This window comes from Arcobacter sp. CECT 8985 (genome assembly GCF_004116495.1).
In the GTDB taxonomy this organism is placed as follows: Bacteria; Campylobacterota; Campylobacteria; order Campylobacterales; family Arcobacteraceae; genus Malaciobacter.
In genome coordinates this window covers 1-18,629 of sequence record NZ_PDKC01000003.1, presented here as the reverse complement: position 1 = coordinate 18,629, position 18,629 = coordinate 1, and the positions used below count along the sequence as shown (strand labels likewise).

10 protein-coding genes are annotated in these 18,629 nt (G+C 29.8%); all 10 read right to left on the bottom strand.

Annotation, left to right across the window (positions count from 1 at the left end):
* Positions 1-8: 8 nt before the first annotated feature.
* Positions 9-662 (bottom strand): response regulator transcription factor, encoded by a 654-nt coding sequence (locus CRU93_RS02365; RefSeq protein ID WP_129102583.1) that lies wholly within the window; start codon positions 660-662, stop codon positions 9-11.
* Entirely contained in the window at positions 643-2,874 is a 2,232-nt protein-coding gene (locus CRU93_RS02360) for an ABC transporter substrate binding protein (protein ID WP_129102582.1), read from the bottom strand. Before CRU93_RS02360 ends, CRU93_RS02365 begins: the two co-directional genes overlap by 20 nt.
* A gap of 92 nt (positions 2,875-2,966) precedes the next feature.
* Complete coding sequence (locus tag CRU93_RS02355; protein ID WP_258238814.1) at positions 2,967-3,959, bottom strand: type II asparaginase; 993 nt, start codon at positions 3,957-3,959, stop codon at positions 2,967-2,969.
* Positions 3,960-4,094: 135 nt separating this feature from the next.
* Entirely contained in the window at positions 4,095-5,396 is a 1,302-nt protein-coding gene (locus tag CRU93_RS02350; RefSeq protein ID WP_129102580.1) for an anaerobic C4-dicarboxylate transporter, read from the bottom strand.
* A gap of 39 nt (positions 5,397-5,435) precedes the next feature.
* Entirely contained in the window at positions 5,436-6,836 is a 1,401-nt protein-coding gene (aspA, locus tag CRU93_RS02345; RefSeq protein ID WP_129102579.1) for an aspartate ammonia-lyase, read from the bottom strand.
* Positions 6,837-7,306: 470 nt separating this feature from the next.
* Positions 7,307-8,026, bottom strand: coding sequence for a fumarate reductase iron-sulfur subunit (locus tag CRU93_RS02340; protein ID WP_129102578.1), 720 nt, complete (start codon positions 8,024-8,026; stop codon positions 7,307-7,309).
* The gene (locus CRU93_RS02335) at positions 8,026-10,008 is read right to left on the bottom strand and encodes a fumarate reductase flavoprotein subunit (RefSeq protein WP_129102577.1); all 1,983 of its coding nucleotides are present in this window, start codon (positions 10,006-10,008) and stop codon (positions 8,026-8,028) included. Before CRU93_RS02335 ends, CRU93_RS02340 begins: the two co-directional genes overlap by 1 nt.
* 11 nt (positions 10,009-10,019) lie before the next feature.
* Positions 10,020-10,790, bottom strand: a complete 771-nt coding sequence (locus CRU93_RS02330; protein ID WP_129102576.1) for a fumarate reductase cytochrome b subunit — start codon at positions 10,788-10,790, stop codon at positions 10,020-10,022.
* Between the two features lie 237 nt (positions 10,791-11,027).
* Entirely contained in the window at positions 11,028-12,938 is a 1,911-nt protein-coding gene (gene tkt, locus CRU93_RS02325) for a transketolase (protein ID WP_129102575.1), read from the bottom strand.
* Positions 12,939-13,051: 113 nt separating this feature from the next.
* A partial coding sequence (locus CRU93_RS02320; RefSeq protein ID WP_164967604.1) for an immunoglobulin-like domain-containing protein occupies positions 13,052-18,629 on the bottom strand: 5,578 nt, incomplete at its 5' end.

Sequence of the window (18,629 nt, the reverse complement as noted above, 5' to 3'; positions counted from 1 at the left end):
ATTAAAATTTATTCAACTACTGAAGCATCAATTGAATAACCTAGTCCTTTTACAATTTTTATAGATTTTTCAGGAATTTTTTTTCTAATTCTTTTTACTAAAGCTCTAATATTCCCTAAAGATGTTGGTTCACCTTCCCATACATACTCTTCAATTTCATCAAAGCTAAATACTCTATGAATATCTTTTGCTAATAATTCAAGAAAAAGTATCTCTTTTTTTGCTAACTTCACCTCTTGATTATTTTTAGTTAGACAATGTCTTGTATAATCAAAGATACAATCTTCACCTAAATTTAGAACTTTAGTTTCATATTTACATAATTTTTTTATCTTATGAATTAACTCATACATAAAAAAAGGTTTTTTTAAAAACTCATCACATCCTATTTCATATGAAGCTTGAATTTTATCTAATTCATGATTTGAACTCATAATAATAACAGGAATATCATTATGATACATTCTAATTGATTCTAAAATAGATATACCATCTAAAGATGGAACATTGATATCTAAAACAAAACATTGATAACCATTTACTAATGCTTCTAAAGCATCCTCTCCATCGTAAAAAGTATCAACCTTATATCCTTCTTTTTCTAATGCACTTGCAATTAGATTACATAGTCTTTCATTATCTTCAAGTACTAATATTTTCATGATTTAATTCCAATTTTATACTAAATTTTGCACCATATTCTGTATTTAAAGCACTTATTGTACCGCCCATTTTATCTTCAATAATAAGTTTTGCCATATATAAGCCTATTCCATGACCATTATTTTTAGTTGTATAATAAGGTTCAAAAATATTTTTTATGTGCTCTTTTGGGATTCCTCCACCATTATCTTCTATCTCTATTAATACATGATTATCTATATTTTTAATACTTATATTAATAACTCCTTTTTTTATATTTTTTACTTTTTTATTTTTTATAATTGCATCTTTTGCATTATTTACTATATTTAAAAGTGTTTGCATTAACTCATTTTTGTATCCCAAAATATTTAAATTACAATTTTCAGATACATAAATATTTACTTTTATATAGTTATATTTTATATTGTGTTTTATTATTTCCATCATTGTTACAACAGTTTCATAAATATTAAATACACTCTTTTCATTTGATGGTTTAATAAAATTTTGAAAATCATTTACTGTATCAGTCATATATCTAACTTGGACCATAATATCATTTACATATTTTGAGTTTTCTTCATCTTCTTGTGTTCCATTTGCATATATTTGCTCTTGTGCTATAGTTGCTATTTCAACCAAAGGACTTTTCCATTGATGAGCAATTGAAGAAAATATCTCCCCTATTTCTGCTAGTTTTGCTTGCTGAATACTAAATTCTTGATGTTTCATTTTTTCTTTTAATGCCTGCTTTTCTTTTGTAATATCAGTAAAGACTGTAACAGTACCACTAGTTTTAAAAATATTTTCCGTATAATTTGTCTGATTCATCATAAAAGTATGTTCACTATTATTATCATCTCTAAATGAAAGTTCATTTTCACCCATTGATTTTTTTGTCATACTTTTTAATACAACCAAAAGATTTTTTACATTTCCATTTTCAATATACTCTTTTAGTTTTCTTCCTTTATCCTCTTTTGAATACATGTTAATTAACTCTTTAAATTTTGAGTTTGTATCAACAATATAACCATTTTGATCTTGCCATAAAATAGGAGTATGAACTGAATTTAATAATACTTTATCAAACTCCATTCTTTGTTTTAATTTTTTTGCATTTTTAATTCTATGATACAAGTTATGAATAAGTCCCAAAATTAAAAAAAACAAAAAAGGAGATATTATAAACACAATATCTATAAGTTTTCTATATTTATCAAAAAATGATATAGGTGCATTTACATACTCAAAATCACTATTTAAAGACTCCAAAGATAAAAAATACTCTTTTACTTTTTTATAATCAAATATATATTTATAACTCATATCTGTTTGAATAATTGGTGATACTTTAGGATTTTCTAAAATTTTTATTATAATCTTTGCAGAGTTTCGTCCTAGTTGTCTTATTTTTACTAATTTACCACCTAAAGCACCTTTTTTTATGAATAAATCATCCGTAATAAAAACTGGAATTTTTGCTTTTTGTATAAATGAAGCAATCTCATAATTTCTATAAAGTTTTCCTGTACTATCATTGTAAAATCTAATAAAAAATATTGCTTCATTTCTTTTATATTTAGAAAATTTTTTAACTAAATCTTTAAATTTTATACTTCTTATATATTCTACTTTATATCTATTTCCTATTTGATTTATTGCTTCTTTTATATAAGGTTCAGAATCATCGCCATTTGCACTTTTGTCATTAATAATATAAAGTTTTTCAATATCTGGCATAATTTTTGGAATCATTTTTATAGTTTCAGGAATCGCTCTTCTTTCCATCATTCCTGAAACTTTATCTTCCAGACCAAACTTTTTTACATATTCTCTTGAAAATTGTTCTAATCCAATAAAATATATTGGTTGACCTTTAGTGCATAAATCTTTATAATATTTTAAAACAAATTCATATGCAAAAGGATCAATAACAACAACCAAATCATATTTGTGTTTTGAAAGTTGAAGTAAATATAACTCTTTTAATTTTTTATAGTATTGTTGAGATGCAATTCTTTTTGAGTCCATATATAAAATATTTGAATCTATATTTGTATTATAAAATATATCTTCCATACCTCTAATAACTCTGTCACTCCATTCAAAACCTTTATGGTAAGAGTTAATAATTAATACATTCTTTTTATCATTTGCATAAACATTTATACAAAGAAAAAATAGAAGAAAAAAAAAGAAAAATTGTTTAATAAGTGATTGTTGCATCAAAGTAACCTTATAAATATTATAAATAATATTATAACATTTATAAGTTATTTTATATTGAGAAAAGAGGTTTTATCCTCTTTTCTAACTTTTTAATATTCAAAAAACATTTTTTGAAGTTCTTTTTTATTATTTGTTTTTGTAAGACCTAACATTAATAGAATTCTTGCTTTTTGAGCGTTTAAATTATCTGTTACAATAAATCCATATTTAGCATCATCAACTTCACCATGAAGATTAGTTCTACCACTTCCAACTCTTGAAGTTCTTGCAACTACAACACCTTCTTTAACTGCATTTGCTAATGCTGTTTGAGTAGTTGGATATGGATTACCATTTCCCATACCTGCATGGATAATTCCTTTTGCACCTGCTTTAACTGCAGCTTTTGCAAAAATATCTGTATCATTTGCATGACCATATAAAATATCTACTCTTGGTAAAGAGTTGATTTTTTCAATATCGAATTCTGATTGATATGTATGTTTTCTAGTAGGATTCATATAATAATGTACATCACCATAATAAACTGTACCAATTTTTCCTGTGTTAACAGAAGAGAACGCATTTACATTTGAAGTATTTACTTTTGTTACTTCTCTTGCACTATGAATTTCATCATTCATTACAACAACTACACCTTTTCCATATGATTGTTTATTTATAGCAACACTTACTGCATTATAAATATTCATTGGACCATCAGCACTCATAGAAGAACCTGATCTCATAGCACCAACAAAAACAATTGGTTTTTTACTTTTAACTGTTAAATCAAGAAAATAAGATGTTGATTCCATAGTATCTGTACCATGAGTAATAACTACACCATCTACATCATCTTTTTTAAGTAAAGCATTAACTCTTTTTGCAAGTTTTAACCATACTTTATTATTCATCTCTTGTGAACCAATATTTGAAATTTGTTCACCTTTAATATTTGCCATTTTGTTAATTGAAGGTACTGCTGAAATCAGTTTATCAACTGTAACTGCACCTGCTGAATATGCACTTTTAGTAGCAGAATCACCTGCTCCTGCGATTGTTCCACCTGTAGCTAAAATTGTGATATTTGGTTTAGCCATAAGTACTGAAGTACCAATAAATGCAAAAGCTGCAACTGTTTTTAATAACTTGTTCATCTGTTCTCCTTAGTTCAAATTGTGAATAGTTTGATTATTAGCTTTGTGCAAGATTACTCTTGCACGAAACTTGTCTTATTAGATAATTACGCCTGCAAACATGAATCCAAAAATTACACTTAATGTAATTGCTATAACACCTGGAATCATAAATGGGTGGTTAAATACAAGATTACCAATTCTTGTAGAACCTGTATCATCCATTTCTACTGCTGCTAGTAGTGTTGGATAAGTTGGTAAAACAAATAATGCACTTACTGCTGCAAATGATGCAATTGCAGTAGTTGGATCAACACCTAATGCTAAAGCTGCTGGCATTAATGCTTTTGTAGTTGCACCTTGAGAGTATAACAACATACTTGCAAAGAATAATGTAACAGCTAACATCCATGGATATTGATTTAATAAATCACTTGCAAAACCTTTAATTTCATTGATGTGAGCACCAACAAAAGTAGTTCCTAGCCATGCAACACCAAGGACACAAATACAAGCACTCATACCTGATTTAAATGTTGATGCACTAATAACTTTTCCTGTATCGATTTTACAAGCTAATGCAATAATTGTTGCACACGCTAACATAAATACCATAATCGCTGCATTTCTTGGTAAAGAAGGGTCAACAATAACTCCAACTTTTTTACTAATTAATGTAGCATATGTAACAACTGCAAGAATAGTTAAACAAAAAATAGCTACAGATAATTTTGCACCTTTTTTGATTTCAACTTTAGTCTCACCTCTTAATTTAACAAGACCTTTTTCTAATCTATCTTTATATACTGGATCATCTTTTAAGTCTTTTCCCATAAAGTTACTAAAAAATGCTGTAATCATACAAGCAGCATAAGTAGTAGGAATAACAATTGCTAATAATTGAATATAACCAACTCCTAGTGGTTCTAAAATCCCACTAAAGAAAACAACTGCTGCTGAAATAGGAGAAGCTGTAATTGCTATTTGAGATGCAACAACTGCAATACTTAAAGGTCTTGATGGTCTAATACCTTGCTCTTTTGCAACTTCAGCAATAACTGGAAGTGTAGAGTAAGCTGTATGACCTGTACCTGCAAGTAGTGTCATAAAATATGTAACTGTTGGTGCTAGATATGTAATTTGTTTAGGATTTTTTCTTAAAATATCCTCAGCAATTTTTACCATATAATCTAACCCACCTGCAACTTGCATTGCTGCAATTGCTGCAATAACAGACATGATAATTAAAATAACATCGATTGGAATACTTCCTGGTTCAAGTCCAAACCCAAGACATAAAACAAGAACACCAAGTCCACCCGCATAACCGATTCCAATACCGCCCATTCTTGCTCCTAAGAATATGGCGGCTAACACAACTATTATTTCTAAAACTAGCATAACATCCTCCTTAAATTTGTTTAATTATATTGCCTAAGCTTATTTTCTCTCTCTTGGTTTAATCATATTTTCTGGTTTGATAATATCATCTAATTCATCTTTAGTTAATAGTTTTTTCTCTAATACAATGTCATAAACTGATCTTCCAGAATCTAATGCTTCTTTCGCCACATTTGTTGAATTTTCATACCCAATATATGGGTTTAATGCAGTAACTAATCCAATACTATGAAGTACTAAATCTTTACATCTTTCTTCATTTGCAGTAATACCATTAACACATTTTTCTGCTAATGTTTCAAATGCATTTTTCATCATATTAATTGAATTGAATAAGTTATAAGCAATAACTGGTTCAAATACATTTAATTGTAATTGTCCACCTTCACTTGCCATTGTAATAGTTACATCTGTACCAATTACTTGGAATGCTACTTGATTTACAACTTCAGGAATAACTGGGTTAACTTTACCTGGCATAATTGATGAACCTGGTTGCATTGCTGGTAAATTAATTTCATTAAATCCTGTTCTTGGTCCTGAACTTAATAATCTTAAGTCATTACAAATTTTAGAAATTTTAGTAGCAACTCTTTTTAATACTCCAGAAATTTGTACATATGCACCTGTATCTTGAGTAGCTTCAACTAAGTCTTTTGCAGTAACAAAAGGTCTTCCAGTTACTTCTTGTAATTTTAATTCTACTTCATGTGCATATGCAGGATGAGAGTTAATTCCTGTACCAATTGCAGTTGCACCTAAGTTCATTTCTCTTACTAATTGTTGTGCATCAACTAATCTTTGAATATCTTCTTCAATCATAGTTGCAAAAGAGTGGAATTCTTGTCCTAAAGTCATTGGAACTGCATCTTGTAATTGAGTTCTACCCATTTTTACAACATCTTTGAATTCTTCTGCTTTATTAGAAAATGCTTTTCTTAAAACATTCATTGAGTCAGTTAATTCATAAATTTTTTCAAATAATGCAATTCTAAATGCAGTTGGATATGAATCATTTGTTGATTGTGATTTATTTACGTCATTATTTGGATGTAAAAATTGATATTCACCTTTTTCATGTCCTAAAATTTCAAGTGCTCTATTTGCAATAACTTCATTTGCATTCATATTAATAGAAGTTCCTGCTCCACCTTGAATCATATCAACAACAAATTGATCATGTAAAGAACCAGCAATAATTTCATCACAAGCTTCACAAATTGCATTTTTTTTGTTTTCTTCTAAAGTTCCTAAATTATAGTTAGCTAAAGCTGTTGCTTTTTTAACTTTTGCAAGTGATTCTATAAATGTTGGGAATTTAGATAATGTAATACCTGTAATATGGAAATTTTCTTGTGCTCTTGCAGTTTGAACTCCATAATATACTTCATTTGGTATCTCTTTGTTTCCAATTAAGTCATGTTCCATTCTAGTTTTCATAATAAATCCTTCAAAAAATTGTTTTTGTTTAAAGTTAAAATCTTAATTAAAATTTAAAATAAGATTTTAATTTTTTACTTAAAGAAATTCTATTCCTGTAAAATGAACTAAAAGTTATTTTTTGAATAATTATTCACTTTTTTTGACATTTTTTGGATTTTTTTTATAATATTTATTTGATTAGGTTATATTTGTTATAAAGTAATATAATTTCAAGGAAAAAAGAAGAATAAAAAAAGCCCTAGAAGGATGTAAAACTAGGGCTTCTCTTTTGGCTGTTTTATACTTTTTTATAGTATTAGATTTTTAAAGTTTCGTAATATTCTTTTGAAATAATGTTTTGAATTTCTACCTTCCTACTACAAAGAGTATTATTCAAGACATACCATATTGCGCTTTTTCTAATAACTATATTAGATAAAAGCTCTAGGGGGATGGGGGGGTCTAGAGCTTTTAAAATTTGGTTGTCTTTACTCTTTTATAGTAGCAAGCTTTCTTCGCATATAAGCAATTTTATTTTGTAAAGGAAGGTGTTTTGGACAAGTATCCTCACAACCAAGAAGAGTCATACATCCAAAGATTCCATTATCATCTCCAACTAATTCATAATAGTCTTCATCTGTTCTTTCATCATGTGGGTCACATTCAAATCTTGCAACTCTATTTAACCCTACTGCACCAACGAAATCTTCTCTAATTAATTTTGTACCACAAGCAGCAACACAACATCCACACTCAATACATCTATCAAGTTCAAATACTTCGTCAGCTACATCTGGATCAATTCTTTCTTCAAGATTTGCAATATCAGTCTCTTTACTAGTATGAATCCAAGATTCAACTCTTTTACTCATACCATCCATCCATTCACCTGTATTTACAGATAAATCTTTGATTAGTTTGAATGTTGGTAAAGGTAATAATGTTATTACATTTCCTAAATCTTTTGTTAATGTTCTACAAGCAAGTTTTGGTCTTCCGTCAATCATCATTGCACAACTACCACAAATTCCTGCTCTACAAACAAAGTCAAAACTTAAACCAGCATCTAAAGACTCTCTAATTTTAGTTAGGGCTAAATAGATTGTCATACTATCTGTTTCTTCAATTGAATAATCTTTAAAGTAAGGTTTACTATCTCCACTTTGTGGATCGTATCTTAATACTCTTATTGTTAATTGACGTGCCATTAGTTAACTCCTAATCTAATATTTTTTCTTTTATATTCATCTTGTAGAGGGAAAGGCATTAATGCATCTTGAATCTCATATCTGTCTTTACCTTCTGCTTCTAATTTTTCTGTTAAGTCATCAACTTCTGCTTGTCTTTTTGCAGAATCTGGATGTTCTATAATCATACCTTTTGCACCATAACCTCTAAATGCAGGTGGGATTTCCATTTTCATGATATCAAGATCTTCATACTCAACAGTTGGCATTGTATCACCCTCTTTCCAAGAAGTAAGAGTTCTTTTTAACCAATTAGCATCATCTCTTTTTGGATAATCTTCTCTTGTATGAGCACCTCTTGATTCTGTTCTATCTGCTGCACCTTTAGCAACACATAGTGCTACTTTTAACATCATTGGAACTCTATATGCTTCTTCAAGTTCTGGATTTGCTGTAAGTTGTTTATTTGTAATTGAAATATTTTTTGATCTTTTATATAAATCTTCTAATTCATTTACAGCTTTTTCTAATCCTTGTCCATCTCTAAAGATACCAACATAATCTTGCATAATTTTTTTCATTCTGTTTTTAATTTTGAAAACATCTTCATTACCATTTCTAGTAATTAATTCTTGAATATATGCTTCTTTTTCATCAACAAATTTTTCAATATATTTTGTTTCTATTTCAATTTCATTGTCTTTACAGAAATCTGCAAAGTAGTTACCTACAATCATACCTGCAACAACAGTTTCAGAAACTGAGTTTCCTCCAAGTCTATTAAATCCATGCATATCCCAACAAGCTGCTTCACCACAAGAGAATAGACCTTTTAATGTTGGAGATTCACCAGTTGGTTTTGTTCTAATACCACCCATTGAGTAGTGTTGCATTGGGTGAACTGGAGCCCAACCTTTTGCACCTTCATCAGCTGGATCAATACCTGCAAAATATTCACAAATTTCTTGTACGTCTCTTAGGTTTCTTTCAATATGTGCTCTTCCTAAAATAGAGATATCTAACCATAAGTGTTTACCATATGGAGAATCAACACCTTTACCTTTTCTAATATGTTCCATCATTCTTCTTGAAACAACATCTCTTGATGCAAGGTCTTTTTTCTCTGGTTCATAATCTGGCATAAATCTATAACCATCAACATCTCTTAGAACACCACCATCACCTCTACAACCTTCTGTTAATAAAATACCAGATGGGAAAAGTGGAGTTGGGTGAAATTGTACTGCTTCCATATTACCAAGTTTTGCAACACCAGTTTCAAGAGCGATTGCAGTACCAATACCTTCACAAATTACTGCATTTGTTGTAATTTCATAAATTCTTCCATATCCACCAGTAGCAATACATGTACCTTTAGAAACATATGCAACAATATCACCTGTAATTAAATCTCTTACAATTGCTCCATAACATCTATTATCTTTATGAATAAGACTAATTGCTTCTTTTCTATCTTCAATATTAACATTATTTTTTAAAGCTTCATTTGCAACAGCAAATAACATAGTATGTCCAGTTGCATCAGCTGTGTAACATGTTCTCCATTTTTTTGTACCACCAAAGTCTCTTGATGTAATTAAACCATGTTTATTTTCATCTTCATAAATGTTTGTTTTTTTAGTATTAATTACAGCTTCGTGATTACCTTTTCTAATTCTTGTCCAAGGCACACCCCAACTAGCTAATTCTCTAATTGCTTTTGGTGCAGTTGTAACAAACATTCTTGCAACTTCTTGATCACATCCCCAGTCAGAACCTTTTACTGTATCTGCAAAGTGTACATCTTCATTATCACCTTCAGACATTTTTGCATTACCTAATGAAGCTTGCATACCACCTTGTGCAGCAGCACTGTGTGATCTTTTTACTGGAACTAAACTTAATACTGTTGTACTTAAACCTTTATCCGCTGCGGCAACTGCTGCTCTTAAACCAGCTAATCCACCACCAATTACTAATGCATCACAATATTTAATCTTCATAATAAAACCTTTTAATCTTTTAATATTTCTATAGTATTTGTATTTGGTTGATATTTTTCACCTGGTGCGATATTATGATCTAATCCAATTTTAATATAAGCAGCTAATGTAACAACACCTAATGTCATAAATACATAACTTAAGATTTTTTTCATTTTCATTAAATTTGCTCTTGTTTGTTTTGGATTTTCACCATCAAACCATCCCCATTTCATAGCAGCTCTGTAAAGTCCAACAGAACCATGAATTTCAACACAGATTAATAATACAATATAAAGTAACCACATATGATTTTCAACAACTCTATATGCAGATCCAAATGGTCCAATATTTTGTGGTTGAGTAAACATAATAAATAAGTGTACTAATCCAGCAAACATCATAATTAAACCACTAATCCATTGAAACATCCACATTGAAGTATCTTTATGATGCATCATTTTAGAATGTTCTCTAATTCTAATATATGCTCTGTAACTAGTTGGAAATTTTCTAGCTCCTAAAATTGCATGTACTATAAATATAATTGTAATAGCTAATACAATTACACTTACAACAGCAGGTATTCCACCTTCAAATAAGAACTCAAGTTCAAACATTTTTGTAACAGTATACATTACATCCTTACCTAACAAAATTGTTGAAACAAATAACATATGTCCAATCATAAATAATGCTAGGATAACACCTGATGCAGTTAGCATAATATCTAATTTAGCAGGTGTTCTACTCTTTTTTCCCTGAGGTGTAACCCCAGTGTATGCTTCAATAACATTTTCCATAAATTACCTCCATGTAATCTTATAAAATACTTATGTTTTCTAATTAAGTAATTTTATAAGAAAAATATGACATAAAAGGTACTTTTTATACAAAATAGAGTTTTTTTTTGAAATTTTTATTATAATATTTTTAATTTATTTATATTTAAGATATTAACGTGACTTTTTTTAGATTTTTTATTGTTTAAGTGTAGTTTGAAAATTATTTATTAGTAAAGCATAATTGCTTTACTAATATTATAGATCGTTTTTAATTTTAGTTTTTAAAGAGTCAACTGTAAAACCAAACTCTTCAAATAGTTCATTTGCTGGTGCACTTGCTCCAAAAGTATCCATACCATAAACAACATCTGCAAATCTATAGTATTCTAATCCTCTTGCCGCTTCAACAGCAAATACTTTTGTATTATTATCAATAACTTTAGAAATATACTCTTTATCTTGTTCTATAAATAGATCAAAACAAGGAACAGAAACAACATTTGCAATTATTCCATCTTTTTCTAAAGCACAAGCAGTTTTAAGAGCTAACATAACTTCACTACCACTTGCCATAATTGTAACTGTTGCATTTTCTCTTTGTTTTAATAAATACCCACCATTTGATACTTCACCAAATGCTTTTTCATCTTTTAATACTTCTAAATTTTGTCTAGAACAAACAAATGCAGTTGGAGCACTTAATTTAAAAGCAGTTTTCCAAGAATCAACATTTTCAGTTGCATCTGCTGGTCTAAATACATAAAAGTTTGGTAATGCTCTAAATTGAGATAAATGTTCAATTGGTTGGTGAGTTGGTCCATCTTCTCCAACACCAATAGAATCATGTGTCCAAACAAAATGTTGAGGAATTGAAGCAAGTGCTGCAATTCTTGCACTTGGTTTTAAATAATCAGAGAAAACAAAAAATGTTGCACTAAATACTCTAAATAATCCATATAAATTCATTGCATTTGTCATTGCTGCCATTGCATGTTCTTTAATACCAAAGTGAATATTTCTTCCATTAGGGAAATCACCCATATTTGAAAGTTCAGTTTTATTTGATGGAGCTAAATCTGCACTTCCACCTAAAAAGCCAGGAACTGCTTTTGCAATTGCATTTAATATTTTATGATTAGAACCTCTTGTAGCAATACTTTCAACATCAGAAAAATCAGGATACTCAATTGCATCAAAATCAGGATTTTGAAGTTTTTCAATTTTTGATTTTACTTCATCACTTAAAGATTCTTTCCATGCACTTTCAGCTTCTGCACCTTTAATTAATTTATCAAATGCACCTTTGATATCATAAGGAACAACAAATTTTTCATCTGGATCAAATCCTGCATTCTTTTTAGAAGCTCTAATCTCATCTTCACCTAAAGGTGCCCCATGCGTATGGTGACTTCCTTCAAGTGTAGCTGCACCTTTTCCTATTGCAGTTTTTGCAATAATAAGTACAGGCTTTGTAGCTTCTTTTGCTTTTATTAATGCATTATCAATTTGTGAAAAATTATGCCCATCAATTTCTATTACTTCAAAATTGATTGCATCAAATCTTTTCTTAACATTTTCACTCCATGCAATTGATGTATCACCTTCAATTGTAATTGAGTTTGAATCATAAATAATTACTAAATTATCTAAGTTTAAATGTCCTGCTGTTGCACAAGCTTCATAAGAAATACCCTCTTGTAAATCACCATCACCACATAAACAGTAAACTTTATGATTTATTACGTCATCTCCCAAAAGATTTTGTGCATATTTTGAAGCCATTGAAAAACCAACAGAATTTGCGATTCCTTGTCCTAAAGGTCCAGTTGTAATCTCAATCCCATGAGTATGACCATACTCTGGATGTCCTGGTGTTTTTGAGTTATGTTGTCTGAAGTTTTTCATATCAGATAAACTAACATCAAATCCCCATAAATGAAGTAATGAATACACTAATCCAGTAGCATGACCTCCACTAAATACTAATCTATCTCTATTTAGCCATTTGTCATTTGAAGGATTAATATTTAAGTGAGAACTTAAAACTGTTGCAATATCAGCCAATCCCATTGGTGCACCTGGGTGTCCTGAATTTGCTTGTTGAACCATATCAGCAGCTAAAAATCTAATTGTATTAGCCTGTTTTTGAAGTAATTCTTTAGACATAATTTTCCTATCTTGTTAAAGTTAAATTTAAAATTAAGGCGATTATATCTAAAAAGGTTTAAAAAAAATATGAAAGATTAAAAAGAGTCAAAAGAGAAGTGAAACTTCTCTTTTTAAATATCAGGATCAACAGAAACATCAGAATCAATTAGTATTTTGATATTTGATGTTCCAGAAGCTGTACCTTCAAATACATTAAATGTATTCCCATCATCATCTGTAACTTGACCACCAGATGTCCAATTATCACTTCCACCTTCTAAAGTAACTCTATCTCCACTATCATCACCAAAGATTTTAAGAACATTTTCATTATCTGTTAGGTTTTTTACATCCTCTTCATCAATAACTAAATTATCTTTTATATCATTTGATAAATCAATAGCTTCAATATTATGAACTTGTGATAGATCTGTACTTGCTTGAATTGTATTAATACCAGAAATATCTATACTTTCATCATCATCTAAAATTAATAATGTATCTTCACCCTCTCCACCATCAACTTTATCTCCTGCATGGAATACAATTTCATCGTCACCTTTTCCTGCATCAATTGTTGCATGGCTTCCATGTGAATCAAATTTTTCATCTGCATCAGTTCCTGTCATATGATTTGATTCATCTACATCAACCTCTAATTTTGCAGTTGTTGTTACAGTGTTTGTATCATCACTTTCTGATTCTGTTGAAGTTACACTTGCTTTCATTGAATTAATATCAGTTGAATCTAATTTTTCATTTGAAATAAAAGTAAATTCTTCTTCTTTTCCACTTTCAACAGGTAATTCTACTACTCCACCAGTTACATTATATTCTACCCCTGAACTATCTTTTATAGAAGTTACAGTATCAGGAATATTATCTACTGTAACTTTAGATAATGTTTCACTTCCATCAAGATCCACTAATGCTGCAGCTAATGTAATTGTATAACTATATACTGTTGAAGATAAAGGTGAAGTATTAAATACACTAGAATCTCCTTTAACTACTCCATCACTACATTTGATATTTTCAAAATTTGAGATTTTATCTTGAATATTATCATAATTATTTTTATACTGAGAAACAGTATAACCTTTTAGATAGATAGAATCATTTCCTTCTCCTCCATCTACTTTTGCAGTAGAATAGCCAAAAAGTCCACGATAATCATTTATGCTATCCCCAATAGTTATAAAATCATCCCCATCACCTAAATTAATATTATTTCCATAATGTACATTATCTCCAACTTTAACTACATCATTTCCACCACTTGTATTTAAATCACTGTCTACATCATCTTTAATATTTATATAATCATCTGCATCAGTAAAATTTTGCGAATGATCATAATCATCCCTAGTATAATTATAATCATGCTCAATTTCTTGTGATCCATTAGCTTCTATGCTAAAGCTTAATGTAGGTGCACTAGCAACAGTATCAACAGTATTTGTAATATCAATATTAACATCAAAGCTAGTAGCATCTCCATCTACATCACTTACATTTATTGTAAAGCTTTCACTTTCTTCAACTATATTGTTTCGTAATCCACCAAATGAATAATCTCCTGTTTCAAAGTTGAATTCTAATACTCCACCAGAACTAGTTTGTAAAGTAAGAATATTATTTGAGGATTCTGATATTGTATGTGTAACACCATCAACTTCAATTGAATCAATAGTTATACTCTCATCACCACCTGTAACATTATCAAGAACATTACCTTCAACTTTTTCATAAACATTTTCTACAAGTTTATCTTTAAGGTCATTTTCATCTTCAAGAATTGTTACATTAGTTTTTACATTACCAACATTTTGTGCAACCATATCTAAATATGTACTATCTGTAATCCCTTTTCCTATACCTATTACATTTAACTCTTTTGCATTATCTTCTAAGAAATCTTTCCATTTATCTAAATACTTACTATCTAGTATTCCATATTCTTCCTCAAATCCATCATAATTTTCTACATTTGGTTTACCATCTGAAATAAAATAAACAGTAGCTTTTTCACCATTTGAAGGAGGTGTATAGTTTGTATATGTTTCTTCTAGTGCATCTTCATAGTTTGTATTACCACCTGCACTCATATTATTGATGATATTTAATGCATCTTCTGGACTATACCATCCATTATCTGAACCATCTCCATCTAAATCATCCGCAGTTCTTGCAAATTTTGTTAAATTTACTTTAACATTAGAGTATTGTTCATAAGTATCTATCATATTTTCTAATGCATCTTTTGCAAGAGCTAATCTAGTTGTCCATGATCCATCTTCAAGTCTCACGTAATCATTCATACTTCCAGAAACATCTAAAACAATGATAATATTTTCATCACTTTTTACAGTATTTGCTTCAAAATCTAAAGTTTTTGACTCATCTTCACCATAAACTAATGCATCACTATCTGTAGTTTCTGCATAATTTTGACCATTATCATTATCTCTTGTCTCTGTAGCTCTTGCAGTGATTCCTAAATCAATATTTTCTGTTCCTTTTGGAACTGTCATTGTAATACTATCACTTACATTTTTTGCACCCTCTGGTAAATTAACAGTCCATGTTCCATCATCATTATTTGTCAATGTGTAAGATGTATTTGTAGAAGTAAACTCTGCACCTTCTGGAACATTTGTAATTGTAACTGTTAAGCTTTCACTTCCATCAATATCATTTAAGGAAGCACTAAAATCAATATTATATTCTTCAGTTGTTTCTATAGTTCCACTATCTTTATCTGATTCAAATACAACATTTTCGATATTTTTTACAACGAATTTAGATCCTTGTAAAGTACCATTTCCATCAACTTCATATATTGTAAACTCTTTATTTGCATAACCTTCTGGGTCTTTGTTCATTTGAGCATATTCATCCCAGCTAATTAAATGGTCTTCTCCTTGGTCAACACCAACTGATACTTTATAATCTTCCATTTTTCCCGAAAAGTGAAGAGTGTCTTGTCCTTTTCCTCCATCTATTACTGTATTTATATTAAAGTTTACATCACTATCTGAAGATAAGTAGATATTATCACTTCCATCTCCTAAATCAACTTTTGTATCTTGTACATTTCCATTAAATTGTACAATATCATCACCTGCCCCTGTTGATATAGTATTGCCATCACTATTATTTCCGACAATTAAAGTATCATCTCCACTACCCGTACTCACATTACTTGTGTTTAATGATTCACCAACACTTATAGTATTATTCCCATCACCTAAATTTACAGTAGTTTGATTTGTTCCTTGATTTACAATAAATGTATCATCACCTGAACCAGATTGTGTTGAACCTTGATTTAAACTTCCTGCAACTGTATAAGTATTATTACCTTCACCCAAGTTAATATTTGCACTTGAACTTTGATTAACAACTACTTTATCGTCACCATCTCCAGTGTTGATATTTTTTCCATTATTTAAACTTTGGAATTCTAATGTGTCATTCCCTTTATCTGTAGTTATGCTTGATGCATTTACATTTTGATAATCTTTTACGATATCATTTGTTCCTGAATAATTAAAATTTCTATCTAAATTACCATCTTTACCTGTACCTTCATGTGCTGCTTGTAATACATCTAATCTATCAGAATTTGAATTTCCATTTCCATTTCCACCTTGGTTATTTTCACCACTTGTAGACTCAACTTTTGTAACATCAATACTTGCATTTGGCGCATCTGCAACGGCTATTATTTCTATCCCTGTTGTATATTCATGTTCATTGAAATTTCCATTTTCATCGCCAATTTGAAATTTAAACTTTACATCATTATCACTATCTTCTTTTGGTACATATACTAAGTTTCCAGCTGCAACATTTGCTAAAGATACAACTTGTCCGACATTAACTTCAACTTTTGTATCAGTTTTTACGACATGAGTATCACCATTTGCATCAAGTATTGTTTCACCTTTATGAACAGTTAAATATAAAGTACCTTCACTTGGAACTTCTGTGATTTTGAACTGTTTTACACTTTCAGTATAATCACCAAAGTCAGTTGCGCTTAATATATAAGTTTGGTCTTCATTTATTGTTATAGAATCATCAGTTGAACTAAATTCATCAATAAAAGATCCAGTTAAATCAAAAGACTCACTTGCAGAATTTACTTTTTCATAATTTCCACCAATTACTTCTTTTACTTTTACATCTATATCTGATAAATCAGAAAAGTCTTTTGCATCAACAGTCAATGTTCCTCTACCTGTTGCATTTAAATCTACATTATACTCTTTACCATTTAGTTCAACAATTGCAGTTGCTTTCCCTTGAGGTGGGTATTCTTCGTCTATTTGGAAAGTAAAGGTAACTTGTCCATCTGTTGTACTAATATTCGCAATTTTAGGATCTATAACTTCTGTATATGAAATTTCGTGAATTAAATAATCATCCTGAGGATTTGGAGCACTAAATTCAACATTGTCAAATGCCATTGGCTCGCCATTTTCATCAGGAAACTCAAATGTATAAGCTAAATCAATTCTATCTGATCCACCTTGTGCAGGAACTTCTTTTAATAAATTGTTATTCATGTCAAAATATCTAACAAATGCATCTGTATCTGTTCCACCACCTGAAACTGTAGCATAACCTATTTGTTTTCCATCATTTGAAAAAGTCATTTGTGCAGTTTCTTGATTATTTCTCCATGCAAACGAAACATCTAAAGAATTTACATCATTTGTAAAATCAAATACTATTCTTTCATCATGTCCTAATTCACTATATTCATTTGTATACCAGGCTGTTCCTTCTACACCAAGTCCGGCAGGATTGTCTTTGATATAAACATCTACTTCTTCTCCATCTCTATTATAAGCCGTTGTATTAAATCCTGTTCCTTCCTGATTAACAGTTGTAACATCAATGACTTTTGGTGCAGTTGCTACAGCATCAATTGAAATATCAACTGGAGTTATAGTATCCACTATTTTTACTGTTACTGTATCTGTATCTGCTGTCAATTTCTCAAAATTTCCACCCTCCACACTTATAATTTCATTATCTAATGTACTTGCATCTCTATATACGTCTTCTGTATTTGGATTTGATACTTCTATTTTTCCTGTTTTTCCATCTGATAAGATATCATTTCCATCAGGATCTTTTCCAATTACTGTACCTTTTGGTTCGATTGTAATATCACCTAATTTTGTATGAACTACTACTTTAGGATCTTCTGCTCTTACTTCATATGGAAGTTTTGCGATAAATGTTACTGTAGGTTCTCCCTCATTTGTATCTATTCCATGTAAACTTACTTTTACTTCATCTATTGTATCTGTAATTTTTATTTCAGCTTTTGTAGCATCTACAGTTAATTTCTCAAATTCTGGTGCACTTGTCTCACCTGTATTTGGCAATGCTTTTGCTGAAGTTGCACCTAATTCTACAGTTTCTCCATCTTTCCATACATCATCACCTTGTGCTGATAATGGTACATTTACTGATGTTTCTCCTGCTTTGATTGTAACTTTTGAGCCATCACTTAATGTTACTTCTAAATCATGGTCTAATTTTTGGCTTACATTTACTTTGAAGTTTCCTGCTTCATTCTCTTTTACATCACCATCTGCTGTTACTGTTACTTTTACTTCATCTATTGTATCTGTAATTTTTATTTCAGCTTTTGTAGCATCTACAGTTAATTTCTCAAATTCTGGTGCA

Bases quoted from the DNA above. Each gene is read 5' to 3' on its own strand.
- CRU93_RS02365 (WP_129102583.1), bottom strand. From the start codon at position 662: ATGAAAATATTAGTACTTGAAGATAATGAAAGACTATGTAATCTAATT.
- CRU93_RS02360 (WP_129102582.1), bottom strand. From the start codon at position 2,874: ATGCAACAATCACTTATTAAACAATTTTTCTTTTTTTTTCTTCTATTT.
- CRU93_RS02355 (WP_258238814.1), bottom strand. From the start codon at position 3,959: ATGGCTAAACCAAATATCACAATTTTAGCTACAGGTGGAACAATCGCA.
- CRU93_RS02350 (WP_129102580.1), bottom strand. From the start codon at position 5,396: ATGCTAGTTTTAGAAATAATAGTTGTGTTAGCCGCCATATTCTTAGGA.
- aspA (WP_129102579.1), bottom strand. From the start codon at position 6,836: ATGAAAACTAGAATGGAACATGACTTAATTGGAAACAAAGAGATACCA.
- CRU93_RS02340 (WP_129102578.1), bottom strand. From the start codon at position 8,026: ATGGCACGTCAATTAACAATAAGAGTATTAAGATACGATCCACAAAGT.
- CRU93_RS02335 (WP_129102577.1), bottom strand. From the start codon at position 10,008: ATGAAGATTAAATATTGTGATGCATTAGTAATTGGTGGTGGATTAGCT.
- CRU93_RS02330 (WP_129102576.1), bottom strand. From the start codon at position 10,790: ATGGAAAATGTTATTGAAGCATACACTGGGGTTACACCTCAGGGAAAA.
- tkt (WP_129102575.1), bottom strand. From the start codon at position 12,938: ATGTCTAAAGAATTACTTCAAAAACAGGCTAATACAATTAGATTTTTA.